Origin of the sequence: Urechidicola vernalis (genome assembly GCF_031846385.1) — a bacterium.
GTDB classification, from domain to species: Bacteria; Bacteroidota; Bacteroidia; order Flavobacteriales; family Flavobacteriaceae; genus Urechidicola; species Urechidicola vernalis.
Genome location: NZ_JAVRHV010000001.1, coordinates 134,884 through 159,834, shown reverse-complemented (window position 1 = coordinate 159,834; position 24,951 = coordinate 134,884). Strand labels below are relative to the sequence as shown.

Genomic DNA, 24,951 nt, shown 5'->3' with positions numbered 1-24,951 from the left:
ATGGGCAGATATGTGTATGCATAAAGTGCAAAAGCAATATATCTATGTAGAAAAGAGCACCAGAAATCATTTGAAAAAACGATGAAAAACCAAAAATAATCAATAACTATTCAAAGGTGCTTTTTTAACAAAAAGCACCTTTTTTTTATTTCAATAAATAACAATTTAATCATTAAACAGTAACATTATGAAAACCATGAAATCCATTATTAGAATTAGCTTAGTCAAACGCTTAAACAACATGAAACTAAACAATAGTTCACTTTTATTTAAAAATCCAATACCATTGAATATTAATCCATAGCGTTATGAAAAACAGTAAATTAAACACAATAAAAAACACAGAATTTATAGTAGCAGTAGATCAAATAAATAATAGCAGAGCGCTATTACCATTTGTCTTATTTAAAAAAATGGAGAGTTATTCTCTTTATGCTACTCTTCCCTATAAAGAATTCATTAGTTCTAAACCAAACCTTACAAAATTAGAAATATTGAAAAATGCATTTTTAAATGACAAACTTCAAATAAAAAGTCATCTTAAAAAATTAAATGAAAAAGAAATTCATCTATCTGTTCAGGTAGTAAAAGAATTAAACGATTGCACAGATATCATATGTAAAGCCACATTTAGTTTTACCGTAAATGGGTTAAACTTATATAAGGCATCGTAAACAACTTGGTTAGTTGGTAGGCTATGAGGATAGCCACTACGGCAGGTTTTCTAATCTTAGAAGGCCTGTTTTTTATTTTCTGTTTTTCCTAAATTCTTCAAAAATCTCTTGACAAATTCTACATTATTCTCCTGAATAAACTACGTAGTTCCTTGGTGTTTCGTAAAGTGTAACTGCCAATTCTAAATCTGTCTCAATCTTTGCTCTTAATATGTTCCAAATGACTACAGCAATATTCTCAGCCGTAGGATTCAAATCCTTAAAATGTGAAACTTCTTCGTTTAAGTTTTTATGATCGAATTCTTCTTCTATTTCAATTTCTACTAATTTTTTCAACACCTTCATATCCATTACAAATCCGGTTTCAGAGTTAATTTCACCTTTAACAGCAACTATTAATTCATAATTGTGACCATGATAATGAGGGTTGGCACATTTACCAAAAACGGTCGCATTTCTCGCATCGCTCCATTCGCCATTATACAACCTATGTGCCGCGTTAAAATGAGCTTTTCTATGAACTGTAACTTTTGCCATTAATTTCGAATATGTGAATAGTATTTTTGAAATATAATTTTAAACCATGCCGTATACGTTTCTGGATGCAATTCCATGTCATTTTTCACGTGATCAACAGTCATCCATTTAAACGCTTCTACTTCGTCTCTGTTTATTACAGGATCATTTTCATAACTTCCTACCATCACATGATCTAATTCATGCTCTGTTAAGCCATTATCAAATGGTGCTTTGTAAATAAAAGAAAATAACTCTTTTAATTCACAAACAAATCCCATCTCCTCACGCAATCTGCGCTTACCTGCTTCAATATTACTTTCTCCATCTCGTTGATGACTGCAACATGTGTTTGTCCATAACAACGGCGAATGATATTTACTTGCTGCTCTTTGTTGCAACAACAATTCACCTTTCTTATTAAATGTAAACACTGAAAACGCTCTATGCAACAACGCTTTTTCATGAGCTTCCATCTTCTCCATCAAGCCTATTTGCTCGTCCTTTTCGTTTACTAAAATTACTTGCTCTTGCATCTACTGTAAATTAAATATATTCTTTTTTAGAGGACGTGAAATTACAAAGAATTGGTCGAATAATTTATCTTTGCTTTTCAAAATAATTCTTGTTTAGTTTCTTATGAAATCAATTTATGCATTGTTAAGTTTATTTGCAATTTTTGCAATATCATGTAGTAAGCCTGTAAAAAAGAAGGCTAACCCAATAATTCAAATTGAAGAAACCATAAATGAAGAAGTTGTAGAAAAAAGATGGGATAGTTTAAAACATCACAACGTTGTTCCTTTTTTTGAAACCTACGGGCCAATGAACAAGGAGACAAAAGTGAAGATTTCTACCAAGTTTGGGGACATTAAAATTAGATTGTATGAAGACACTCCAATACATCGAGCAAATTTCATCTTTTTGACTAAAATCCGTTATTTTAATACAACCGTGTTTTACAGAGTAGCTCCAAATTTTGTAATCCAAGGAGGGAATTCAGATAATATGGATACACGCAGAATTCGATATAATTATGGAAACTATTTATTGCCTCCTGAATTTAAAAAACATAGAAAGCACAAATACGGAGCATTAGCGGCTGCCAGAGATTGGGAGAGAAACCCAAATAAGTTATCAAGTCCTTTTGAATTTTATATCATCCAAAACAAGAATGGAGGTCATCATTTAGATATGGAACATACCGTTTTTGGAGAAGTTTATTCAGGGTTTTCTGTAATGGATAAAATTGCAAATTTAGATGCAGGATTAGACGAATGGCCTAAAGTTGACGTGTATATGAAAGTTGAGATAATAGATTGAAAATTGCCGTTATAACGGTATATTTGCCAACTAATTTTTAAGAATGGAATTTTTAGACGAATTACAACGTAGACGAACCTTTGGAATTATTTCTCACCCCGATGCAGGTAAAACAACATTGACTGAAAAGTTACTGCTTTTTGGAGGTGCAATTCAAGAAGCTGGTGCCGTAAAAAGCAATAAAATCAAAAAGGGAGCAACTTCTGATTTTATGGAAATTGAACGTCAGCGTGGTATTTCTGTAGCAACTTCCGTATTAGCCTTTATTTACAAGGATAAAAAAATTAATATTCTTGATACGCCTGGACATAAGGATTTTGCAGAAGATACTTTTAGAACATTAACAGCTGTAGACAGTGTAATTGTTGTGATAGATGTTGCAAAAGGAGTTGAAGCACAAACTGAAAAATTGGTCGAAGTTTGTAGAATGCGTAATATTCCAATTATTGTTTTTATCAACAAATTAGATAGAGAAGGAAAAGATGCTTTTGACTTACTAGATGAAGTAGAGCAAAAATTAGGATTGAAAGTTACACCTTTAAGTTTCCCTATTGGTATGGGGTACGATTTTAAAGGTATCTACAATATTTGGGGAAAGAAATTGAATCTTTTTTCAGAAGAAAATAAACAGACCATTTCTGAAGGAGTTGAGTTTAGTGACTTAGATGATCCTGAATTGGATAGAATCGTTGGTGAAGATGCCGCAGAAACGTTGAGAGAAGAATTAGAATTAGTATATGAAGTTTATCCTAAGTTTGATAAAGAAGAATACTTAAACGGAGCTTTACAACCTGTCTTTTTTGGATCTGCCTTAAACAACTTTGGGGTAAAAGAATTACTAGATTGTTTCACCGAAATTGCTCCTACTCCACAGCCTAAAATGTCTGAAGAGCGTTTGGTAGATTCTAAAGAAGATAAATTAACAGGGTTTGTATTTAAAATCCACGCCAATATGGATCCTAAACACAGAGATCGTCTAGCGTTTGTTAAGATTGTTTCTGGAACGTTTAAAAGAAACGCACCTTATTTACACGTGCGTAACGGTAAAAAGATGAAATTCTCAAGTCCCAATGCTTTCTTTGCAGAGAAAAAAGAAATTGTGGAAGAATCATTCCCAGGAGATATTGTTGGTTTACATGATACCGGCAATTTTAAAATTGGAGATACATTGACGGAAGGAGAAAATTTAAACTTTAAAGGGATTCCAAGTTTCTCTCCAGAACATTTTAGATATGTAAACAACGCCGATCCAATGAAATCTAAACAATTACAAAAAGGATTGATACAATTAATGGACGAAGGTGTAGCGCAATTGTTTACATTAGAAATGAATGGTCGAAAAGTAATTGGTACTGTTGGAGCATTGCAATATGAGGTGATTCAATATCGATTAGAACATGAGTATGGTGCCAAATGTACTTATGAAAACTTACCTATGCATAAGGTTTGTTGGGTAGATCCAGAAGACGCCAAGAATGACGAATACAAGGATTTTAAGCGCACCAAGCAACGTTATTTAGCGAAGGATAAACAAGGACAACTGGTATTCTTTGCAGACTCAGCGTTTACAATTCAGATGACGCAAAGCAAATACCCTTCTGTGAAATTGCACTTCACGAGTGAGTTTAAATAAAAATTATGCAACAAGAGCAACCAAATAATCCATTACATGGTGTAAAACTATCTGAAATACTTCAGTATTTGGTTTCTTATTATGGTTGGGAGGAATTAGGCAATCAAATTAAAATCAATTGTTTTAGAAGCAACCCTACTATTAAATCGAGTTTAAAATTTTTACGTCGTACACCTTGGGCTCGGAAAAAAGTAGAAGACCTTTATTTAAAATCAATAGATTAAGTAATTTCTTAATAACTCGTTCATATCTTACCATTTTGATAGCATGTAAATATTCGTGATTTCGCAAAAAAATTGTACATTGTAAACGAACCCTAATATTGATATGCTATGACATCAACTATTAACGACACTAAAAAACTTCGAAAAGCACATAGAGCAGAATTAAAAATAATTGTGTCTTTGGCTAATAAAACTTTCAGTACTTTTTATCGCCCATTTCTTGGCGATCATAATGTAGACTGGTATGTAAATAGTGGAGAATTGAAACGAGAAATTGTTAAACACGCAAACGACTTATACGTTCTAGAAATGAATGAAGAAATCAATGGATTTATTATATATTTTGATGATTTTATTCATATAATGATGGTAGACGAAGATGCACATCGCGCTGGAATGGGCTCTTATATGCTAGCCGCAGTTGAAAAAATCTTGTTTAAAAAGAACGATACTATAAAATTACAATCGTTTGCCAATAATGAAATCGCAACAAAATTTTATCTTAAAAATGGATGGAAAAAGGGTCAAATTAATAACGCCCATAACAATGTTGCAATGATGTATTTTGAGAAATCTAAGTAGTTATTTTATTTCAAAGTCAAAATAGGTATCTGGAAAAGGCTCTTCCTTTAACGTAAAATGCCACCATTCCTTATCGTATTTTTTAAAATTATGTTTTAACATTACTTTTTGCAATTGCTTACGATTCTTTTTTTGCTTAGGCGTAAGTCTTTTATTTTCAATCCAAGATTCCACTCCAAAAAAATCCCAAGGAGAACCCATATCTATTTCTTTTCCTGTTTTTAAATCGATTAATGTAATATCAACAGTACTTCCTCTCGTATGTCCGGATTTATAAGCTATATATCCTTCCTCAAAAAGATTCGATTTTCTAACACTTGGATAAAACTGCTTTTTCATTAATGTGTCATTCAATTTCAATGCCCATTCGGCAAAATGATTCACAGCTCGCTGCGGTCTATACGCATCAAAAACTATTAACCCCAATCCTTTTATATTTAATTCCAACTGAACACTTTTTAACGCTTCAGTTGCTTTTTCCGAAAGAATTAATTTATCAGAGTTGTAGCCTCTAATGGTATCACCTACAAAATTATTTGAAGAAAAATAACGCAAATCAACCTTTACAGATGGAATTGCCTCTTTTACATAAACAAAACCATCTTGCAATTGACCAAATGAACTAACAAAACAGAATGTTAGCATACTGAAAACAATTTTTCTCATAATGTGAAAATACAAAAATACCGCCTATCACTCTAAAAATTTAAATTGTATTTTTATAGCAATTAATTAAAATTGTATACATGAACAAAAGACTTATTTTCATTTTCTTTATAATAAATTCATTTTGTTTTTCACAAAAAAAAAATATATCCAATACTTCTGCATATATAAAAAAGAACAAATTAGACAAAGCACAACTGGAAATTGATGCAGCAGTCCTACATGAAACTACTAAAAATCTAGCCAAAACATGGATGTATTATGGCGATGTTTATTATCGAATTTCAACTTCCAATGAAAATCACTTTAAAAATTTAGATCAAAACCCAGGTATAAAGTCGTTAAAAGGCTATCTAAATACAATGAACCTAGACACGAAAAAAATCAACACAGTTCGCATCGAAAAAAATATAAAGCTACTTCAAAAAATGCTTCTAAATTCAGGTATTCAATATTTTAATGAAAAAAATTATATGGTATCTGCACAAAAATTTGAAGCAAGTTTGGAGGCATCTAAATATTTTAATCAAACTGATTCTATCGCCATTTACAACACAGCATTAACATATGAACGTCTTAAAAAATTCGATCGCGCAATAAATTATTACGAAAAATTAATATCGATCAATTACAAGGCAGAAACATCTTGCAATGCAATAGTCAACAGTTTAAAAAAGCAGGAGAAAGATGAAGAGGCTCACGAAATTGTTAAACAATGTAGAATTCAATTTCCAAAAAATCAATCACTATTAATAACCGAATTAAACTACTATTTGACTAAAAATGATACTGAAAGCGCACTCACTGTTGTTTCTTTGGCGCTAGAAAATGATCCGAAAAACGCACAATTAGCTTTTACTAACGGAACACTTTTAAGCCAATTAAATTACGTCGATAAGGCGATTCAAAATTATCAAAAAGCGGCTGATTTGGACCCTAATTACTTTAACGCCTATTACAATTTAGGGACTTTATACTTTAACCTAGGTATAGATAAAATGAACGAGGCTAGAGAAATTGATGATGATAATGAATATGATCAAATTAAGAATGAAGCGGTTTTAATTTTTAAAAAAGCAATTATACCATTAGAAAAAGCATTTCATCTAAGACCTAAAGATGTTAATACAATGAATAGTTTACGTCAATTATATGCAAAAACTGGACTAAACCAGAAATATAAAGAAATGACATCAAAACTTGACAATCAATAATTCAAATTCTAAATACTTTATCAAAATTTAAAAAATATAACATATGCTTACCAAGAAAAAATATTCTATTAAAGACATGGTAAAATGGACTCGTTGGGAAACTGCGTCTTTTCTAGCCCATACTGCCATTGTTGTAATCCTATTTCACGTATTAGAATTTTCTTTTTTACATGTTCCTTGGACTCCGGTAGCATTGGTAGGTACTGCGGTAGCATTTATAATTGGTTTTCAGAATAGTGCAGCCTATGGACGAATTTGGGAGGCTCGCAAAATTTGGGGAGGTATTGTAAATTCTTCACGTACTTGGGGAATGAAAGTAAAGGATATGGTTACCAATGAATATGCTAGCGATAAAGTAAACCAGGAGGAATTAGATAAGCACATTAAAGCCCTTATTTATCGTCATATTGGCTGGATAACTTCATTACGATACGCTATGAGAGAACCTAGAACTTGGGAAGTATTTAGTCAGCATAGAACCAATAAGGAATGGTCTGATGCCATTTGTATACCAGAGGTAGTTCAAGAGCAAAGCAAAGAACTCTCTAATTATTTAAGTGATGAGGAGCTAAAATATGTATTGAGTAAGAAAAACAAAGCTGCCGCTTGTTTATATTTACAATCAACGCATCTTAGAAAGTTAAAAGAAAAAGGCTTGATTTGGGAATTTTCTTTTTTAGAATTGGAAAATTTATTAGAAGAGTTTTTCACATTACAAGGAAAGTCAGAACGCATTAAAAATTTCCCTTACCCAAGACAATATGCTACGCTTTCTTATTATTTTGTTTGGATGTTTTTGATATTGATTCCATTTGGGTTGGTTCCAGAATTTGCTGAAATAGGTAGAAAAATGACGTCTAGATTTCCAGAAATTGGCCAATATTTCATTTGGGCAGCAATTCCTTTTTGCGGTATTGTTTCATGGATATTTCATACCATGATGCGAATTGGAACGGTTGGTGAAAACCCATTTGAAGGAACTGCGAATGATGTTCCTATTTCTACAATATCTAGAGGGATTGAAATAGACTTAAGACAGTTAATGGGTGAAGAAAATGAAAGCATCCCAGATCAATTCCCTCAACAATATGATGTTCAGATGTAAAAAAGTAGCATTACCAATTTACTTCTTTTAACCCATTGGACTTTAAATAAGCATTCGTCTTAGAAAAATGTTTATTTCCAAACCAGAATCCTCTATTAGCACTTAATGGTGATGGATGTCCTGTTTCTAGTACTAAATGTTTAGTCCTGTCTATTTTCTTTCCTTTTTTCTTAGCATATCCTCCCCATAAGAGAAATACAACATTTTCTTTTTGATCAGATATTTTCTGAATAACAGCATCGGTAAAAGTCTCCCACCCTTTCTTTTGGTGACTACCAGCGTTACCCGATTCTACAGTAAGTGCTGCATTTAATAACAAAATACCCTGATCTGCCCAATGCCTTAAATTACCACTAATAGGATACGGTTTTTGTACGTCCATTTCTAATTCCCTATAAATATTTTTTAACGATGGCGGAAATGTAATTCCATCATTAACGGAAAAACACAAACCGTGTGCTTGTCCTGCTACATGGTATGGGTCCTGACCAATTATGACTACTTTTGTTTTATAGAAAGTGGCTGCTTCAAACGCAGCAAAAATTTCTTTAAAAGGCGGATAGCAAATAGAAGTTTCATACTCTTTCGAAATAAATTCGGTCAAATCATTAAAATATGATTTCTCAAATTCATCTTTCAATACTATTTGCCAACTAGGGTGTATGTCTTTGTTCATAATTATTTGATTGAGATTTTCTTCACTCCCAACTCTGAACAACTCTAAAAAAATGTCAAGTTGAGTAAGTTTGAGCCCTATTAAATTTAATTAATTCTAACTACATTTGTCTGCGATTCAAAAATACAATTTTGGCAGTTAGCATTTCAGAAAAAACCTTAGACGATTTAGAGTTTGACACTATTTTACAACGTGTTCAATCTTTCTGTATATCAGATTTGGGAAGAGAACACAGTGTTCGAATAAAACCCTTTGAATCGAAAACCAAATTATTGTCTTCTCTGAAGAAAACGGATGAATATTTAACTTCATTCGAAAACGATAACCGCATTCCAAATCACTATTTTGATGAAATTTCTAAGGAGATTAGCCTGTTGCATGTAGAAAACTCATACATTGTACCTGAGGGTTTTCTAAAAGTTCTTAATACAACAGAAACAACCAATGAATCTCTCAAGTTTTTTAAGAAATTCAAAGAGATTTACCCTATTCTATTCGAATTTTCGAAAGAAGTTGAATACACTACAATTGTAGCCGATTACATCAAAAAAGTTATTACTCCGTTTGGTGAAGTTGATGATAAAGCATCTGTGCAATTAAAGAGCATACGCAAGGAAATTGCAGAAGTTAGAGCGCTTATTGACTCAAGCTTTACAAAGGCCATGAATAAATTTCATAGTTCTGGCTATCTTGATGATATCAGAGAATCTGTTGTTGAAAATAAACGTGTATTGGCTGTTCAGCCTATGTATAAGCGCAAAATAAAAGGAACCCTTTTAGGAACATCTAAGACAGGAAGTATATTATTTATTGCTCCGCAAGCAACGCTACAACATGCAAGGGAACTTGAGAACCTTTTGTTTGAAGAGAAGCAAGAAGTTATACGTATTCTAAAAAAACTTACAGAGGAATTAAAACCATTTCAAGTACTATTAGTTGCCTATCAAAGATATTTAGTTGGACTTGATATAATTGGTGCAAAAGCCAAATACGCTTTAGATATTAAGGCTGTACTTCCTAAAATATCAAAAACAAAGACAGTTTCATTAATAAATGCCTACCACCCTATTCTTCTTGAGAAGAATCGAGAAAAGGAAATTGAAATCATTCCTCAAACTCTTTCTTTAAATGAAACCCAACAAATTATTGTCATTTCTGGACCGAATGCAGGTGGAAAAAGTATCACATTAAAAACTATTGGCTTACTGCAAGTAATGCTTCAAAGTGGTATTCTAATTCCTGTTAACGAAAAAAGTGAAGTCTTCTTATTTGATAGAATCTTAACTGATATTGGCGACAATCAATCTATAGAAAATCAATTAAGCACCTATAGTTATCGCTTAAAAAACATGCGTCAATTTTTAAAAAGATGCAATGAGAACACCTTGTTTTTAATTGATGAATTTGGAACAGGATCTGACCCGGAGTTAGGTGGTGCTTTGGCCGAAATTTTTCTCGAAGAGTTTCATGCTAAAAAAGCATTTGGAATTATAACAACTCATTATGCGAACTTAAAAGTTTTGGCAGATGAACTAGACAATGTTTCCAATGCAAATATGCAGTTTAATGAACGAACTCTAGAGCCCATGTTTCAATTATTTATTGGACAAGCCGGTAGTTCTTTCACATTTGAAGTAGCACAGAAAAACGGGATTCCATATAGTTTAATAAATCGCGCTAAAAAGAAAGTAGAACGGGAAAAAATACGCTTGGATAAAACGATTTCTAAATTACAGAAAGAGCGCAACAAATTGCAGAAAAGCACTGAAGATCTAGAAAAAGAGCAAACAAAGGCAAAAGAACAAACAGAGAGTTTATCTGATAAGCAATCTAAAATTGAATTAAAACTATCTCAGTTTCAAGAATTGTATGATGGAAATCAGAAAATGTTAGTCTCCGGTAGAAAGGCAAATGATTTATTGAACAAGTATTTCCAAACAAATAATAAAAAAGAGTTAATTGCTGAATTCTTAAAATGGGCTACTATAGAGCGTACCAAGCATTTAAAGAAGAATCCTCCAAAAAAGAAAACCAAGGCTGAAAAAAAGCAACAAAAAGTTGTTGCTAAAAAGAAACAAGAGGTCATTAAAAAAGTTGAAAAAGAAGTATTACAAAAAGTTGAAAAAGTGCGTGAAGTTAAAAAAGTAGAAGCAAATAAAATTGCAAAAGCAAAAGCAGACTACGTTTTTAAAATAAATGATCGCGTAAAAATTCTTGATGGAAATACAGTTGGAACCATTGAATCTATTGAAAAGAAAACCGCTACTATTAACTTTGGATTCTTAACTACCAAAACAAATGTCGCTAAACTAGAGTTGGTAGAAAAAGGGAAATAAAACTTCTACTCCTCTTGGTAACGTTCCATTTCTCGATCATAAAAGGCACTGGCATCTTCAATTAATCTCGCTACTTCACCTGCTAATATATCTTCATCTGCCTCTTTAAACACTTCTAACCATTCTATTTCATCATCAACCAAATTGATAATAAATCTTGGGTATTCAGTATGTATTACAAAAATATCGTCCTTATGATCTGTATTGTCTCCCATTAAAAATTTAGGTAGTTCCATGATGTTCTCTAATTAGTTTATTTGTTAAATAATTGAATCTCCAAAATAATAAAATTCCTGCTGCTGTTAGGCCAGCTAATAATCCTATCCATATTCCAAAACTTCCATAACCTGCCTTTAAACCCAAATAATAACTTACAGGAAAACCTATTGCCCAATATGATATAAATGTTAACACAGTTGGAATCATAACATCTTGCAATCCTCTTAAGGCACCTAGCGCTACAACTTGGAGTCCATCTGAAATCTGGAATATTGCCGCTGCTAATAATAATTTGGCAGCTATAGACACTACTTCTGTATTATCCGCCAAATTCATAGCATCGCCCATATCTACATATAAAGTTGGAAGTATTTGATGGAAGGCCAAGAAAAACAGTGCAAAAATCACTTCAAATATGGTGGTCAAAAAGAAAATTGAAAAGGCTATTCTTCTTAAATCTTTATAATTTTTAAACCCTTTCTGGTTCCCCACTCGGATCATTGCTGTTACACTTAATCCCATAGCGACCATAAAGGTCATTGACGCCATATTCAATGCTATTTGATTTGCTGCTTGTGGATTTTTTCCAAGAACTCCACTCAACCATATGGCAGCAGTAAAAATACCTACTTCAAAAAACATTTGCATTGCACTTGGAAACCCAAGGCTTAATATTTTTTTTATCATGCTTAAGTCTAACACAAACAACTTAATATTGGTAACCAATGCTTTTGATTTTTCTTTACCACGAAGCAACCACCAAAGATAGAACCACATTACAAATCTCGAGACTAATGTTCCAACAGCGGCCCCTACAATTCCCATTTGTGGTAATCCAAATTTCCCAAAAATTAGTGCATAGTTTAATGCTATATTAACAATGTTCGCTAATAAGGTAGCATACATTGGGTATTTTGTCAACGACAATCCATCAGAAAATTGCTTTATTCCTTGAAAAACAATTAATGGAAATAAAGAAAATGCAACTAATTCTAAATATGGTATTGCCAATGCAACAACTTCTTCTGGTTGCTCCATATGATACATTAATGGCTTGGCCAATAAGGTCATTAAAAACAAAGCTATTCCCAAAGCGGAACAAAGAAACAATCCATGTTTAAATGCGGATTTTGCTCGTTTGGGGTCGTTCGCAGCATCAGCCTCCGCAACTAAAGGTGTTATGGCTGTCGAAAAACCAATACCCAATGACATTGCGACAAAAATGAAACTATTCCCTAAAGACACAGCTGCTAATTCTGCAGTACCAAGTTGACCAACCATTATGTTATCTACCAATCCTACAAATGTATGTCCCAGCATTCCTAACATCACTGGCGATGCTAGTTTTAGATTTGCTTTAAATTCTGACGTGTATTGTCTTAAATTCAAGATAGAATGGTTTAGGACTTGCGAAAATACAACTATTCTATGAAGTTAATTAAACTATTATTTACTTCGTTTAAAACCTAAGTAAAATCAGACAAGCCAAATGAACATGCTAAACTAAAAACCGACTCTAAATGCCGTGTTTTTAAAGAATATAAATGGTTATTTTTGTAGTATAATCTTAAATAATAGTTAGCACCCATTGCAATAAATAATATTTATAATTAGATAAAATATTAGAATGAATACAAAAGATAAATACTAGAGATATTAAGTAAATTTGCAGTAGAAAAATTATAAATCATTAAAATATAAAATTATGGCATTAGTTGGTAAAAAATTTCCAAACATTGAAGTAGACGCAATCTCAGAAATGGGTGATAACTTAAGAATCAATGTTTTTGAAGAAGCGACTAAAAAAGGTAAAAAAGTATTATTGTTTTGGTACCCAAAAGATTTCACTTTTGTTTGTCCGACAGAATTACACGCATTTCAAGCAGCTTTAGGTGAATTTGAAAAAAGAAATACGATTGTTATCGGTGCTTCTTGTGATACAAATGAAGTTCACTTTGCTTGGTTAAATACTGCAAAAGATAACGGTGGAATTGAAGGTGTAACTTACCCATTATTAGCAGATACAACTAGAAACTTATCTAGCGTTTTAGGAATTTTAGATATTGAAACTGAAACTTTTGATGAAGAGTCTAACACCATCCAAATTTCTGGTTCTAATGTTACATTTAGAGCAACTTATTTAGTTGATGAAGATGGAAAGATTTTCCACGAAAGTGTAAATGACATGCCACTTGGAAGAAATGTAAACGAATACTTAAGATTGATCGATGCATATACACATGTTCAAGAAAAAGGTGAGGTTTGTCCTGCAAACTGGGAAGAAGGAAAAGATGCTATGAGCGCAGACAGAAATAGTACTGCTGAATATTTAGCAAGTCACTAAAAATAATTATTGCCAAACTCTTGGTTAAACAACCAAGAGTTTGGATTCGATACATCGAAACAACCCTTAAAATTAAAAATTATGTTAACAGAATTGAATCAAGATAATTTAGAGCAAATCATTTCAGAAAATGATAAAGTAGTTGTGCAATATTCTGCCACCTGGTGTGGAAATTGTAGAATTATGAAACCAAAGTTTAAAAAATTGGCTTCAGAAAATGAATCTACAACTTTTGTAATTGTGGATGCCGAAAAATTTCCAAATTCACGAAAGTTAGCATCTGTAGATAATTTACCAACTTTTGCAACATTTTCTAATGGTGCCAAAGTAAATCAAATTCAAACAAACAAGTTTGATGTATTGAAAGAATTAGTTACAGAAGTTGTTTAATTTATAAATTAGGAACGATGAAAATACCAGTAATAAAACATTTAACAACTTTTATTGAAAATAATGACGAGGATTATATCAAAGAAACCTTAGAAGTTCTAGAAGATTTGACAGAAGTATCTTCTTTAAAAGATGAGGAATTGGATGTAATTGGAGAATTGATATCTAATATGTATGGAGCCTTAGAGGTTCATGGAGAAATGAAGAATGGAGTATCAAAACGTGATGCGATGAATGGTTTTATGAAACGTGTATTGGGTTCTATAGATCAGTAATATTTGATTAAAAAAACTTTAAAACTCTCAAAGAAATTTGGGGGTTTTTTGGTTTAGGTCAGACCCGAAACATTAACGATTCAATCTAAAGATATCTAATTTAATATCGTCCAACCCATTATCATCAAAGGGATATTCTAATTGATCCTGGATATTATACAATGAAATCAAAATATATTCCGTTACCAAAACAATAAAATACACAATCCATTGCGACTTGTCTAAGCCGACATTATCTATAATTATTGGAGCATAAATTAAAGGGAAAATATAAATGAATATTTTGCAGTATGCTTTTAAACTAATCGGTGTTCTATGAACGTGAATAGCATGTAAATTATCTACCGCCTCGTGTAAATCACTCATAAATCTAAAGATCTTACTTCTAAATCTTTCACTAATTACTTCAGCCCTTCCGTTGATAAAAATAGTTACTTTATGCAGCGTCTCATCAAGTTGTGAAGTATCATAACTACTCCTCTTAAGATGTTTTATTGTTTCGTCACTAATTTCTTGTAGCACATTTATTATCCGTGTTTTCTCCTCTTCATTTAAAGAATTATTTTCTTTTACTAAATAATTAAGCGTTTTAAGTGCACTCCTAAACTGGCTTAAATGCTCCAATGCTTTTTCCCTTCTTCTAAAAGAACCTCGAATGGTAAATACCAAAGGGAAAATGATTGCAATACTTATCAAAGTAATGTCAATATTAAAATGAATGTTTAATTCAAACGCAAAAAAAGTCGTGGCAATTGCCATAACCATTGCAATAATCGTTCTATGGTTTAATATGGAAGTATATCTATTAATAACAATGTAGTTTGGTGACATTAAATATAGGAAATATTTTAAAACCTTGTTTTATTGGTAATTAACTCTACTAATTTAATAGAATAGATTCAATTGAAATTCTGATTATAAAATACTACTTTGCACGTATCAAATAATTAAACAAATGAAACATTTTATCCTAAGTTTATTTTCGATACTTCTATTAATTAGTTGCGCGGAAAATGAAACCAAATCAAAACCAAAAACAAACAAAGAAGCATTCGGAATTGTAATTCATGGTGGTGCCGGAACCATCTTAAAAAAGAACATGAGCGATTCTTTAGAAACTGCTTACAAAAACAAACTTAAAGAAGCCATAACAACCGGTCATGCTATTTTAGAGAATGGTGGCACCTCTGTTGATGCAATTACTGCCACAATTAATGTCATGGAAAATTCTCCATTATTTAACGCCGGAAGGGGAGCCGTATTTGCAAATGACGAAACTAATCAATTAGACGCTTCAATTATGGAAGGACATACATTGAACGCCGGCGCCGTTGCTGGAGTTAGCAATGTTAAAAACCCAATTAATTTGGCTGTTTCTGTAATGAACGATTCACCTCATGTAATGCTTGCAGGCAAGGGCGCAGAAACTTTTGCTGCGGAACAAGGTGTTGAGCAAATCAACCCTTCTTATTTTTATACCGAGCGACGATTTAATTCATTGCAACGAGTAAAGGAAAAAGAGAAAACATCAAACGCCAAAGAAATTGCTTTTATGGATCCATTTATTAAAAATAACAAGTTTGGAACTGTAGGTTGTGTGGCGTTGGATAAAAATGGAAATCTTGCTGCTGGAACTTCAACAGGTGGAATGACAAATAAAAAATGGGATAGAATTGGAGACGCACCAATTATTGGAGCAGGAACTTATGCCAACAACGCAACTTGTGCCGTATCATCTACCGGTTGGGGAGAATATTTTATAAGAGGAATGGTAGCATATGATATTTCTGCAATGATGGAATATAAAGGAAGTACCTTACAAAATGCCGCTTCAGAAGTAATTCAAGAAAAATTGACTAAACTAGGTGGAACTGGTGGAATTATTGCAATTGATAAAGATGGTAATGTTGCTATGGAGTTCAATACAGCAGGAATGTACAGAGCACATATGAATGCACAAGGTGAGATTGAAATTGCTATATACAAGTAAACTCTATCAAATATTAAAAAAAAAAGCATCCAAATTGGATGCTTTTTTTTTCCAAAAAACTAAACTAGTTATTGTTATTATCGTTGTCTTTTGATGCTTTATTCCAAACTTTAATTTCATCCTCTTCAGTAACACCGCTAATTAATTCGGCGTTTATACCATCCGACAGGCCAATTTCTACATCCCTTCTTTCAAATACACCTTCTCCAGTTTTAATCTCAACATATGGCTTTTCCGTTTTTTTGTCAAATTGTAAAAGCGATTCCTTTATTGCTAAAATACTATCCTTTTTTTCTAAAACAATATCAGCATTTGCACTATAATTAGCACGGACAAAGTAGTCCTCATCTAATTCAACATCCGCTTTAATCTTAAATTGTACTGCACCATTTTCCTCAGTTCCTTTAGGAGCAATAAAAGTTAATTCTGCCGGGAATTTTTTCTCTTCAATAGCCCCTAATCCAACTTCTAAATCAATTCCTACAGAAAGTTTACCTACTTCAGCTTCATCAACTTTTCCTTCAAAAATCATTTTACTCATATCTGCAATAGAAGCTATCGTAGTTCCGGCATTAAAATTATTTGCTTGAATAACTTGATATCCTTCCTTTACTGGGATTTCTAAAATCATCCCCGTTGTTGTAGCTCTTATATTAGTGTTTGCCATACCAGAAGAACCAGCCGACCCTTTTAGAATAATCTGATAATCTGATTGAGCATTGGCTAAATCTTGTTTAGAACGGTCGTAGGCCAATTCTGAATTTTCAAATTCTTGACGGGGAATTACACCTTTATCAAATAATGACTTACTTCTTTCGTAAGAGATTCTTGCATTATTAACTTGAATTTCAACACTACTAATTCTTCCTTTTGCAGCATTTAAAGACTGTTCGTTTGGAACGACTCTAACCGTTGCAATTAAATCACCTTTTTTCACGATAACACCTTCTTCTAAGAAGATTTCATCAATAATTCCTGAAATATTTGGCTTTATCTCCACTTCCTCTAAAGGAACAACTTTACCAGTAGCAACTGTTTTATTCTCTATTGTAGCAGTTATTAATTTATCTGTAGTATATTCTATAACAGAGGCTTTATTCTTTTTTCCAAACCAAAGAAGTACGACTATTAACAATACCGCAATTGTACCAAAGATTAAAATTTTTTTCATGTGCTTGATTATTTATTCTTGTTGATTATTTATATTCAATTTATATTTATTCGTCTCTTAAGGCTTCTATTGGCCTAACACTTACAGCAACTTGAGCAGGAATTAGACCTATCATTGTTCCCATAACTACTAAAAATCCATAGGCAATCATTACTACCGGTATGTTCACTGTTGGGTTGTTTAATACAGGGTTTTCTCCTCCAGTTAATGTCGCATCAATTATCATTAAAATTAACCCTCCAAAAATAATTCCTAACGATCCGGCTATTGTTGTCAAAAAAATAGACTCCAAAACAATTTGCTTTCGAATCTCTCCAGGCTTTGCTCCTAAGGCTCTTCTAATCCCAATTTCCTGGGTTCTTTCTTTAACCGTAATTAATAATATATTTCCAATGGCAAATACACCTGCTATTAAGGTTGCTATACCAACAAACCAAGTAAGAAATTGCATTCCAGTTAAAAAACCAGTTATTTTCTTGATTTCATTTCCTAAATTAAAACTACCAAATGCGCGCTCATCTTCTGGATGCACTCTATGCAAATTTCGCAACATTAACTTAGCGTCGGCTTCCATTTGCTTAATATCATAATCCATTTTCCCTGTTACCATCATCCATCCAATACCATCTCCTCTATTGTAAACTTGACTGAATGTAGAAAATGGGATGTGAATACCACCTCCAGGGCCTCCCATTTGCATTTTATTTTTGTAATGACCTACAACTAAATAATTTACATCATTAATTTTTATGTATTGTCCAATCGCTTGCTCTCCAACGTCAAACAATTGCTTATACGTTTCATCCTCAATAACACAAACTTTTCGTTTATTTAAAATATCATCATCATTAATAAATCGACCATATTCTAAATTTACCTTTTGAACCTTGTCAAATTCTGGAAAATCTCCAAAAATCCCAATATTTCCTGATTTAAAGTCCTTTACAACTAAACTTTGAGAACGATGCCTCGGAACTACCATTTCAATACCGTCAATTTCCCTTCTTAAGTTTTCTACATCAGACATTTTAAGGTCAATCCTTTTACCCGCTTGAAATCCTTTAAAAGGCTCACTGGTTTGCTGTCCCCAAATAAAAACGCTGTTAGTAGCAAAATTTCCGAACATTTTATTGAAATTATTCTCCATTCCTTTTGCGGCTCCTAAAAGAACAACTAAAAGAAATATTCCCCACATTACACCAACGATCGTAATTCCTGTGCGCAATTTATTTTTACGAATACTTCCGTAAATTTCTTGCCATGTATCTCTGTCAAAAATAAATATCTTCATACTACTCGTCTCTTAAGGCTACAATTGGTTTAATTCTGGCCGCTCGTTTTGCAGGTATATAGCCAGCAATCATTCCTGCAATTATCAATACTATTGTTGCTCCAACAACAACATATGTTTCTACACTTGGATTTATTATAAAATACGATTCTAAACCATTTCCAATACTTTCTAAAATTGTAGTTCCAATTAATAGCCCAACATACCCAGCAATTGCCGTAATTAGAACCGACTCCATCATAATCATAGTTATTATAGATCTAGGAGTGGCACCCAATGCCTTTCTGACACCTAATTCCTTAGTTCTTTCTTTAACTATATAAACCATAATATTACTAATGCCAATTACACCGGCTATTAGTGTTCCAATTCCAATAAACAAAATAATGAAATTTAATACCATCATAAATTGTGATACATTTCGATTTCCTTCGGCATAGTTATTCACCCTAATTCCTCTATTATCATTAGGACTTACCATGTGCCTCTCCTTCATTTTCCTCTCCAATCTATTACCAAATGTAATCGCTTCATCAACACTCATTTTTGGATTATAAAGTAACCCGAAAGCATCAACATGATCAGTATTCCCGTATAAATGCTGAATAGTAGAGAAAGGCGTATAAATATAGCGTTCATCATTATCTCCTCCCGGGTCTGTAAATACACCTATAACTTTAAATGAAATTCCATTTACATTTATGTTTTTACCCATACCGCTTAATTGGCCGAAAAGATCAATCTCTACTAACCTTCCGATTATGGCAACCTTAGACCTTCTATCCAAATCTAACATATTAATAAATCTACCATCTCTCATCTCTAAAGACTCCAATCCCTGATAACTCGGGTAAACTGCTCTTACTTGATAAGAGTTCTGATTATTTTGATACGTAACTTGGGATTGTCTTATAATTCTAGGACTCATGGAATTGATACTGCTTTCATATTCATCCATAATAAATTTATAATCATCATTTCTAAATTGAATACGTCTTCCACTTTGTAATCCTTTATATGGCTTAGTGGTTCTACCTGGCCATAAATAAATTGAAAGCATGGAGTCCCCTGCAAACTCTCTTTCAAAAGTATGTTTTAATCCATTTCCAATTCCAAAAAGTAAAGTGAATATTAGGATTGCAAATGCGATTGTAAAACCAGATAAAATGGTTCTAAGTTTATTCTTGTTTATGGCTTCAAAGATTTCTCTCCAGCGATCTATATCGAACATAACTAAACGGTTACTTTTGGCGTTATAACTTCATCACTTATAATTACACCATCTTTTAAACGAACCACTCGTTTCGTCTGTTCCGCTACCTCTTCTTCATGCGTAATTACAAACACGGTCATTCCTTCATCATTAATCTCTTTTAACAAATCCATTACAGAATCTGTAGTTGTTGAGTCCAATGCTCCAGTAGGCTCATCAGCCAAAACAACTTTAGGCTTTGTAACTAATGCCCTAGCAATTGCTACACGCTGCTTTTGTCCTCCAGATAGTTCATTTGGCAAATGATTTGCCCATTCTTTTAATCCAACTTTGTCCAAATAATCCATTGCCGTCTTTAATCGTTCTTTCCTACTAACTCCTGCATAATACAAGGGTAAAGCAACATTTTCTATAGCAGATTTGTAAGAAATCAAATTAAATGACTGAAATACGAACCCCAAGAATTTATTCCTAAGAATTGCTGCCTTTTTCTCATCTAATTTTTCGATAAGTTGACCATTTAGATGGTATTCGCCTTCATCATGAATATCTAATAATCCAACAATATTTAAAAGTGTAGATTTTCCAGAACCGGAAGAACCCATAATAGAAACAAACTCCCCTTCTTTTATATGTAAATCCAATCCTTTTAATACATGTAAAGAATCTTTCCCCATTGGGTAGGATTTATGAAGTCCTTTTATTTTGATCATAGTTGATTAGTTTATTAAAAAACGAAAATAATATTTCGAACCTCACTTTATATTAAGGTTTTGTTAAAAGACGAATGGAAAAAGCTTTTGTAACTTTGTAATGTGAAAAAAATTACTCCACAACCATTAATCCTCTTTGACGGTATTTGCAATCTTTGCAATTCATCCGTACAATTTGTCTTAAAAAAAGACAAAAACAAACAATTTATATTCGCTTCTATACAATCAGACGCCGCGAAGGAAATATTGTTACAGTTTTCAAAAAATAATTCTGATTTAGGTTCGATTTTTTTAATTCATAAGGACCACCTTTACACAAAATCATCTGCCATATTAAGAATTGGCAAACTTTTGGGTAGGTTTTATTCTTTAGCAATTATCTTTTGGGTTGTGCCTAAACCAATTAGAAATTGGGTATATGACTATATTGCTAAAAACCGATACAAGTGGTATGGTAAAAAAGATGAGTGCATGATACCAACTCCAGAAATAAAGAGTCGATTTTTAAATTGACCTACTTAAAATTATCTAATATATAGGTTAGTGTTTCCTTACTGTTGTCATTTTTAGCGTAAGAATCAGTAATATGTATAGACTCTTTAGCATAGGAGTTTTTGATTAAATAGTTAATCTCATTCAAGTATTCCAACGTTACCTTACCCGTTAAAAGAGGACTTAAATCTTTACCTGATTTATAATATGCGTATACTTTTTGCAACCCCGTTAGATACAAATAGTCTTTTGTAAATCCACCTCCTCTATGAACGCGAACACTAACGGTAAAGGCATCTTTCTTTTTCATACCATAATTTCTAAGCATTCTAAAAGTTTCTGAAAAAGAATACCCTTTAGCCAAAGAATCCACAGCCAAAACGCGATAGGCTATGCGCTTTAATCTTCTCATATTTAAACTGTCTGACATGTATTCTGAGAACACAGCCAAGCCTTCTTGCGTCTCCGTATTATTTGGAAATCCATGTGAAAATATCTTTAATGGATTTAGAAGTCCATTCATAGTGGTTACCATATGCACCCCTATTTCATGATTGGTTAAGATATCAATGTCATTTTGTGTAAATAAATGCCCTGAATTTAATACTAAGGTCTGGTCATTGTTTAATACCATAGCAATAGCTGATAATTTATCAGAATGTTTTATGGTGTAGGTGAAATCATATCGCTCTGAGTAATTTCTAAACTGTTCTTCCGTTTTGCAAACATCGAAAGTAGCCTCTTCATTTTCAGCTTCTTCATCTTTAAAATGAAGGATGAATTTCGCGTTTTCTACATCCTTTTCAGTAGGAGTTCCGAAACTTCTTAAACTGTTATAGTAAAACTTCTTGCCTTGCCCAATTGTATCTATACACTCAATTAAACCAGAATATTCATAAATAATATCTTCATATAACTTCCTAACAACCTCATCTTCAATATCATTTATTTCAATTGCAAATAAAGAACGTTGCAATTCAAATGTGTCAAAATCGACTTTCGGATATTTGAACTTTGGCTCAATTGTGAAATTTGACTTGAAGAATTTCTTTCGTTGTTTTTCAATATTTAGAGGATTGATATAGTTGAGTAATTCAATTTTCTTAACCAATTCATCAATCTGCTTATCAATTTTCAGTAATACTTTTTCCTGTGTCATACTCATATAATCATCCTTGTTTCAACCTAAAATCGGAAACAAACTTAGGTAGTATTTCTTTCAATCCCTCTTCAATACCACGTACCACTTCAGGAAACATAATTTGATCTAATTCGTCACAATAAATCTTCTTAACTTCCGTCGCTAAGACTAAACTATTGCTGAAATTTGACGTAATATATTTCAAAAAATAACCATTACCTTGAAAGGTGTCATTAATTAATGAAGTACTTTTAATTCCATTTGGTAAAATCATTTTACTCAATAATTCTCTCCATAATTGAACATCTTCACCAAAGCGATCGTTATCCACATTAGCAGAACCAATATTAAAAGTAGGTACTTCCCTATCCCATCGTTTCCAATTATAAGAATGCATATCTACCACTAAAACAGACTGAAACATCATTTCTAATTGATTCAATAATGCGTGAACAACTTTATAAAAACTAGTATGTTTTGCCAAACTCAAGTCTCGTTCCTTTATTGGAAGTTGCTTTTTCCAAAGTTTTTTTCCCCAAGCATCATCATAAATTGCTGCTTCCGGTGCCCTATTTAAATCATATTCGAACCTAGAATCACAACCGGCAATTACAATAGGAAATGTTTGAATCATTTCTTTAGTGCATGGATCTTCTTCGAACCAACGATCATATTCAGAATGCAAACAATTACTCCATAAAGACTTCCTAAACTGATGGCCATCATGTACAGCAGCGCAAACTAAATGAACGTATTGTTCAATTTTAATAGTAAACGAATAATCATCAGTTACAGCCTCAAAAGTTTCTTTTGAGTTAATTTTATTAATGATCTCATTTATTGAAAGGCGTAGCATATTATGGAATTTGTCAGTTTTAAGTCTAACAATTATTTTTCAATTGGTAATTCAGTTAAACTCCCCCATTCTGTCCAAGAACCATCATAAACAGATTTGTTTTCAATTCCTGCTATTTCAGCTCCTAAAGCCAAAACACAGGCGGTTATACCAGAACCACAAGAAAAAATTATCTGTTTATTCTTTACCATTCCAAACAATGTTTTCAATTCGTTTTCTGATTTCATTTTAACTCCATCTAACAAATCGGTATAAGGTAAGTTCTTTGAGTTTGGAATATGTCCACTTCTTAATCCTGGTCTAGGCTCTTCAACCAGGGCATTAAAACGACTTGATCCTCTTGCATCAATTATCCCTATCCCAAAATCATCTATTGCTTTTAAAACAGGTACATGATCATGAATCATTCCTGGTTTATATTTTGCGATAAAATCTCCTTTTTTAATAGCAGTATTCGCTTTACTTTGAATAGGTAATTTGGCTTCATTCCAAGCCGGTAAACCACCATCTAATACGGCAATATTTTCAAATCCCATAGACTTAAACATCCACCAAACTCTTGCGCATGAATAATATCCATACCTATCATATACAACTATGCAACTGTCATTATTAACGCCGTATGATCTAGACTTCTCTTGAAATTCCTTAGCAGTTAACATTGTATTTGGGAATGCTACTCCTTGTACCGAAAATTCTTTTTTAATATCGAAAAACAGTGCGTTTTTTATATACGACAAGTCACCATTTGTACTCGATTTATCGGTAACTTTTTGAATAGTGGCATCAAATACAATCAAGTTTGGTTGATTCAAGTTCTTTGACAACCATTCTACAGAAACTATTGGAGACGACACTTTAAGCATCCTCTACTGTTTTTCTTAATCTTGAACGCCTGTCAAATGCCTGTAGTTTATCCAATACTTTGCTTTCTACAAAATCTACCACTTTTATCTGTAATTTTGTTTTGTATACTTTATTGATATAAGTTATTCCGCCTGGACTCATTACGTTAACTTCTACTAATTTCCCACCAATCACGTCAATCCCAACAAAATACAATCCATCATTTACAAGTTTTGGGCCTATTTGCTTGCACAATGCTTTTTCTTCTTTTGACAATGCATGCTTTTGCACCGAGCCACCTGCCGAAACATTTGATCGATGATCGTCTGATCCAGGAACTCTTCTCATCGCACCAATTGGCTCGCCATTTAACAATAATATTCTAATATCTCCTAATTCGGCTCCTTCAATATAATCTTGCAGAATCACGTAATTAGACTTTCCGTCAACGCTGTTTATATAAAAATCTAATAAAGAGTTGATATTTAACTTTGCAGATTTTTCGATTAGAATAACACCAGAACCACCAAATCCATTCAATGGTTTTAATATCATTTTATCAGATTTCGACTCCTTAATTTGCCTAATTAAATCACGCTTATTTTTAGATACATGCGTGGGTGGTATTATATTGCTATGTGAATCTCCAAATGCGGCTGTATACAATTTGTTATTTGCTTCTCGCATTCCTTGTAAAGAATTTACAATAAATACATCGTCCTTTACAGAGTCTAAGAAATTAAGCATGATTGGGTCTAGCGGAGGATTTGCCCTAAAAAATATGACATCAAAACCAGCCAAAGGCAGCACTTCTTCTCTAAGTTTTGCTTTATTGTAAAATGATTTCATAGAACCTGGAATTTTATCCATCCTATTTACCACATTGCAAAAAGCATTGGTAACACTATTCTGAATCATTAAACTTTCTGGAGTGCACATCGCAACTCCATGATTTCGTTTTACACATTCATGTATAAGTGTTAAACTCGTATCGTTTTCCGGGTCAATGTCTTCCCAAGGATACATCAAAAAGCAAATATTCATAATCCTTAAATTTTGTT

The 24,951-nt window shown here is 32.6% G+C and carries 28 protein-coding genes; 13 read left to right on the top strand and 15 right to left on the bottom strand.

The window, feature by feature from the left end; genetic code table 11:
• Positions 1–308: 308 nt before the first annotated feature.
• Positions 309–674 (top strand): hypothetical protein, encoded by a 366-nt coding sequence (locus RM519_RS00755; protein WP_311591551.1) that lies wholly within the window; start codon positions 309–311, stop codon positions 672–674.
• Positions 675–797: 123 nt separating this feature from the next.
• Here the strand turns inward: RM519_RS00755 and RM519_RS00750 are convergent, their stop codons facing one another.
• Both RM519_RS00750 and idi read right to left on the bottom strand, forming a co-directional pair.
• Positions 798–1,211, bottom strand: a complete 414-nt coding sequence (locus RM519_RS00750) for a 6-pyruvoyl trahydropterin synthase family protein (RefSeq protein WP_311591550.1) — start codon at positions 1,209–1,211, stop codon at positions 798–800.
• Entirely contained in the window at positions 1,211–1,726 is a 516-nt protein-coding gene (idi, locus tag RM519_RS00745) for an isopentenyl-diphosphate Delta-isomerase (RefSeq protein ID WP_311591549.1), read from the bottom strand. Before idi ends, RM519_RS00750 begins: the two co-directional genes overlap by 1 nt.
• 103 nt (positions 1,727–1,829) lie before the next feature.
• Here idi and RM519_RS00740 point away from each other — a divergent pair, with 103 nt between their 5' ends.
• The 4 genes from RM519_RS00740 to RM519_RS00725 all read left to right on the top strand — a co-directional run bounded on the left by RM519_RS00740 (position 1,830) and on the right by RM519_RS00725 (position 4,952).
• Positions 1,830–2,513: a peptidylprolyl isomerase gene (locus RM519_RS00740; protein ID WP_311591547.1), complete on the top strand. Its 684-nt coding sequence runs from the start codon at positions 1,830–1,832 to the stop codon at positions 2,511–2,513.
• Positions 2,514–2,556: 43 nt separating this feature from the next.
• Positions 2,557–4,146 carry a peptide chain release factor 3 gene (locus RM519_RS00735; protein ID WP_311591546.1) on the top strand — a complete coding sequence of 530 codons (1,590 nt, stop codon included), beginning with the start codon at positions 2,557–2,559 and terminating at the stop codon, positions 4,144–4,146.
• 5 nt (positions 4,147–4,151) lie between these two features.
• Positions 4,152–4,370, top strand: coding sequence for a VF530 family protein (locus RM519_RS00730; protein ID WP_311591545.1), 219 nt, complete (start codon positions 4,152–4,154; stop codon positions 4,368–4,370).
• Positions 4,371–4,478: 108 nt separating this feature from the next.
• The gene (locus RM519_RS00725) at positions 4,479–4,952 is read left to right on the top strand and encodes a GNAT family N-acetyltransferase (protein WP_311591544.1); all 474 of its coding nucleotides are present in this window, start codon (positions 4,479–4,481) and stop codon (positions 4,950–4,952) included.
• On the opposite strand, the gene RM519_RS00720 is transcribed toward RM519_RS00725, so the two are convergent.
• The gene (locus tag RM519_RS00720) at positions 4,953–5,597 is read right to left on the bottom strand and encodes a M15 family metallopeptidase (protein ID WP_311591543.1); all 645 of its coding nucleotides are present in this window, start codon (positions 5,595–5,597) and stop codon (positions 4,953–4,955) included. It lies immediately after the preceding gene.
• Positions 5,598–5,698: 101 nt separating this feature from the next.
• Between RM519_RS00720 and RM519_RS00715 the strand changes: the two genes are divergently transcribed.
• Positions 5,699–6,832 (top strand): tetratricopeptide repeat protein, encoded by a 1,134-nt coding sequence (locus RM519_RS00715; protein ID WP_311591541.1) that lies wholly within the window; start codon positions 5,699–5,701, stop codon positions 6,830–6,832.
• A gap of 43 nt (positions 6,833–6,875) precedes the next feature.
• Positions 6,876–7,937 carry a bestrophin family protein gene (locus tag RM519_RS00710; RefSeq protein WP_311591540.1) on the top strand — a complete coding sequence of 354 codons (1,062 nt, stop codon included), beginning with the start codon at positions 6,876–6,878 and terminating at the stop codon, positions 7,935–7,937.
• Positions 7,938–7,947: 10 nt separating this feature from the next.
• Here RM519_RS00710 and RM519_RS00705 read toward each other — a convergent pair whose 3' ends face one another.
• Positions 7,948–8,613 carry a uracil-DNA glycosylase gene (locus tag RM519_RS00705; RefSeq protein ID WP_311591539.1) on the bottom strand — a complete coding sequence of 222 codons (666 nt, stop codon included), beginning with the start codon at positions 8,611–8,613 and terminating at the stop codon, positions 7,948–7,950.
• 131 nt (positions 8,614–8,744) lie between these two features.
• On the opposite strand from RM519_RS00705, the gene RM519_RS00700 reads away from it, so the two are divergent.
• Positions 8,745–10,949 carry an endonuclease MutS2 gene (locus RM519_RS00700; RefSeq protein ID WP_311591538.1) on the top strand — a complete coding sequence of 735 codons (2,205 nt, stop codon included), beginning with the start codon at positions 8,745–8,747 and terminating at the stop codon, positions 10,947–10,949.
• A 5-nt stretch (positions 10,950–10,954) separates the two neighbouring features.
• Here RM519_RS00700 and RM519_RS00695 read toward each other — a convergent pair whose 3' ends face one another.
• Together RM519_RS00695 and RM519_RS00690 are read right to left on the bottom strand one after the other, a co-directional pair.
• Positions 10,955–11,185, bottom strand: coding sequence for a DUF8828 family protein (locus tag RM519_RS00695; protein ID WP_311591537.1), 231 nt, complete (start codon positions 11,183–11,185; stop codon positions 10,955–10,957).
• Complete coding sequence (locus tag RM519_RS00690; protein WP_311591536.1) at positions 11,172–12,557, bottom strand: MATE family efflux transporter; 1,386 nt, start codon at positions 12,555–12,557, stop codon at positions 11,172–11,174. The genes RM519_RS00695 and RM519_RS00690 overlap by 14 nt, the downstream gene beginning before the upstream one ends.
• A 316-nt stretch (positions 12,558–12,873) precedes the next feature.
• Here RM519_RS00690 and RM519_RS00685 point away from each other — a divergent pair, with 316 nt between their 5' ends.
• The 3 genes from RM519_RS00685 (at position 12,874) to RM519_RS00675 (ending at position 14,177) form a co-directional block, all read left to right on the top strand.
• Positions 12,874–13,512, top strand: a complete 639-nt coding sequence (locus RM519_RS00685) for a peroxiredoxin (RefSeq protein ID WP_311591535.1) — start codon at positions 12,874–12,876, stop codon at positions 13,510–13,512.
• Positions 13,513–13,593: 81 nt separating this feature from the next.
• A complete protein-coding gene (locus RM519_RS00680; protein WP_311592543.1) occupies positions 13,594–13,902 on the top strand; it encodes a thioredoxin family protein in 309 nt (102 codons plus the stop codon).
• 17 nt (positions 13,903–13,919) lie between these two features.
• Positions 13,920–14,177, top strand: a complete 258-nt coding sequence (locus RM519_RS00675) for a DUF6952 family protein (protein WP_311591534.1) — start codon at positions 13,920–13,922, stop codon at positions 14,175–14,177.
• A 72-nt stretch (positions 14,178–14,249) separates the two neighbouring features.
• On the opposite strand, the gene RM519_RS00670 is transcribed toward RM519_RS00675, so the two are convergent.
• Entirely contained in the window at positions 14,250–15,008 is a 759-nt protein-coding gene (locus RM519_RS00670) for a hypothetical protein (RefSeq protein ID WP_311591532.1), read from the bottom strand.
• Between the two features lie 124 nt (positions 15,009–15,132).
• Between RM519_RS00670 and RM519_RS00665 the strand changes: the two genes are divergently transcribed.
• Complete coding sequence (locus tag RM519_RS00665; protein ID WP_311591530.1) at positions 15,133–16,167, top strand: isoaspartyl peptidase/L-asparaginase family protein; 1,035 nt, start codon at positions 15,133–15,135, stop codon at positions 16,165–16,167.
• A 64-nt stretch (positions 16,168–16,231) separates the two neighbouring features.
• Here the strand turns inward: RM519_RS00665 and RM519_RS00660 are convergent, their stop codons facing one another.
• From RM519_RS00660 to RM519_RS00645, 4 genes are read right to left on the bottom strand one after another with little or no spacing between them, the layout of a single operon-like run.
• On the bottom strand, positions 16,232–17,338 hold the full coding sequence (locus RM519_RS00660; RefSeq protein WP_311591528.1) for an efflux RND transporter periplasmic adaptor subunit: 1,107 nt from the start codon (positions 17,336–17,338) through the stop codon (positions 16,232–16,234).
• Between the two features lie 46 nt (positions 17,339–17,384).
• Positions 17,385–18,629, bottom strand: a complete 1,245-nt coding sequence (locus tag RM519_RS00655) for an ABC transporter permease (RefSeq protein WP_311591527.1) — start codon at positions 18,627–18,629, stop codon at positions 17,385–17,387.
• A gap of 1 nt (position 18,630) precedes the next feature.
• Positions 18,631–19,860: an ABC transporter permease gene (locus RM519_RS00650; RefSeq protein WP_311591526.1), complete on the bottom strand. Its 1,230-nt coding sequence runs from the start codon at positions 19,858–19,860 to the stop codon at positions 18,631–18,633.
• Between the two features lie 2 nt (positions 19,861–19,862).
• The gene (locus RM519_RS00645; protein WP_311591525.1) at positions 19,863–20,555 is read right to left on the bottom strand and encodes an ABC transporter ATP-binding protein; all 693 of its coding nucleotides are present in this window, start codon (positions 20,553–20,555) and stop codon (positions 19,863–19,865) included.
• A 102-nt stretch (positions 20,556–20,657) separates the two neighbouring features.
• Between RM519_RS00645 and RM519_RS00640 the strand changes: the two genes are divergently transcribed.
• A complete protein-coding gene (locus RM519_RS00640) occupies positions 20,658–21,068 on the top strand; it encodes a thiol-disulfide oxidoreductase DCC family protein (protein WP_311591523.1) in 411 nt (136 codons plus the stop codon).
• Position 21,069: 1 nt separating this feature from the next.
• Here RM519_RS00640 and RM519_RS00635 read toward each other — a convergent pair whose 3' ends face one another.
• Genes RM519_RS00635 through gshB form a run of 4 tightly spaced genes read right to left on the bottom strand, consistent with a single transcriptional unit; the run spans position 21,070 to position 24,934 of the window.
• A complete protein-coding gene (locus RM519_RS00635; RefSeq protein ID WP_311591521.1) occupies positions 21,070–22,212 on the bottom strand; it encodes a peptidase MATCAP family protein in 1,143 nt (380 codons plus the stop codon).
• A gap of 4 nt (positions 22,213–22,216) precedes the next feature.
• A complete protein-coding gene (locus tag RM519_RS00630) occupies positions 22,217–23,044 on the bottom strand; it encodes an N-formylglutamate amidohydrolase (protein WP_311591520.1) in 828 nt (275 codons plus the stop codon).
• Positions 23,045–23,076: 32 nt separating this feature from the next.
• Entirely contained in the window at positions 23,077–23,910 is an 834-nt protein-coding gene (locus tag RM519_RS00625; protein WP_311591519.1) for a sulfurtransferase, read from the bottom strand.
• Positions 23,903–24,934 (bottom strand): glutathione synthase, encoded by a 1,032-nt coding sequence (gene gshB, locus RM519_RS00620; protein ID WP_311591518.1) that lies wholly within the window; start codon positions 24,932–24,934, stop codon positions 23,903–23,905. Before gshB ends, RM519_RS00625 begins: the two co-directional genes overlap by 8 nt.
• Positions 24,935–24,951: the final 17 nt, after the last annotated feature.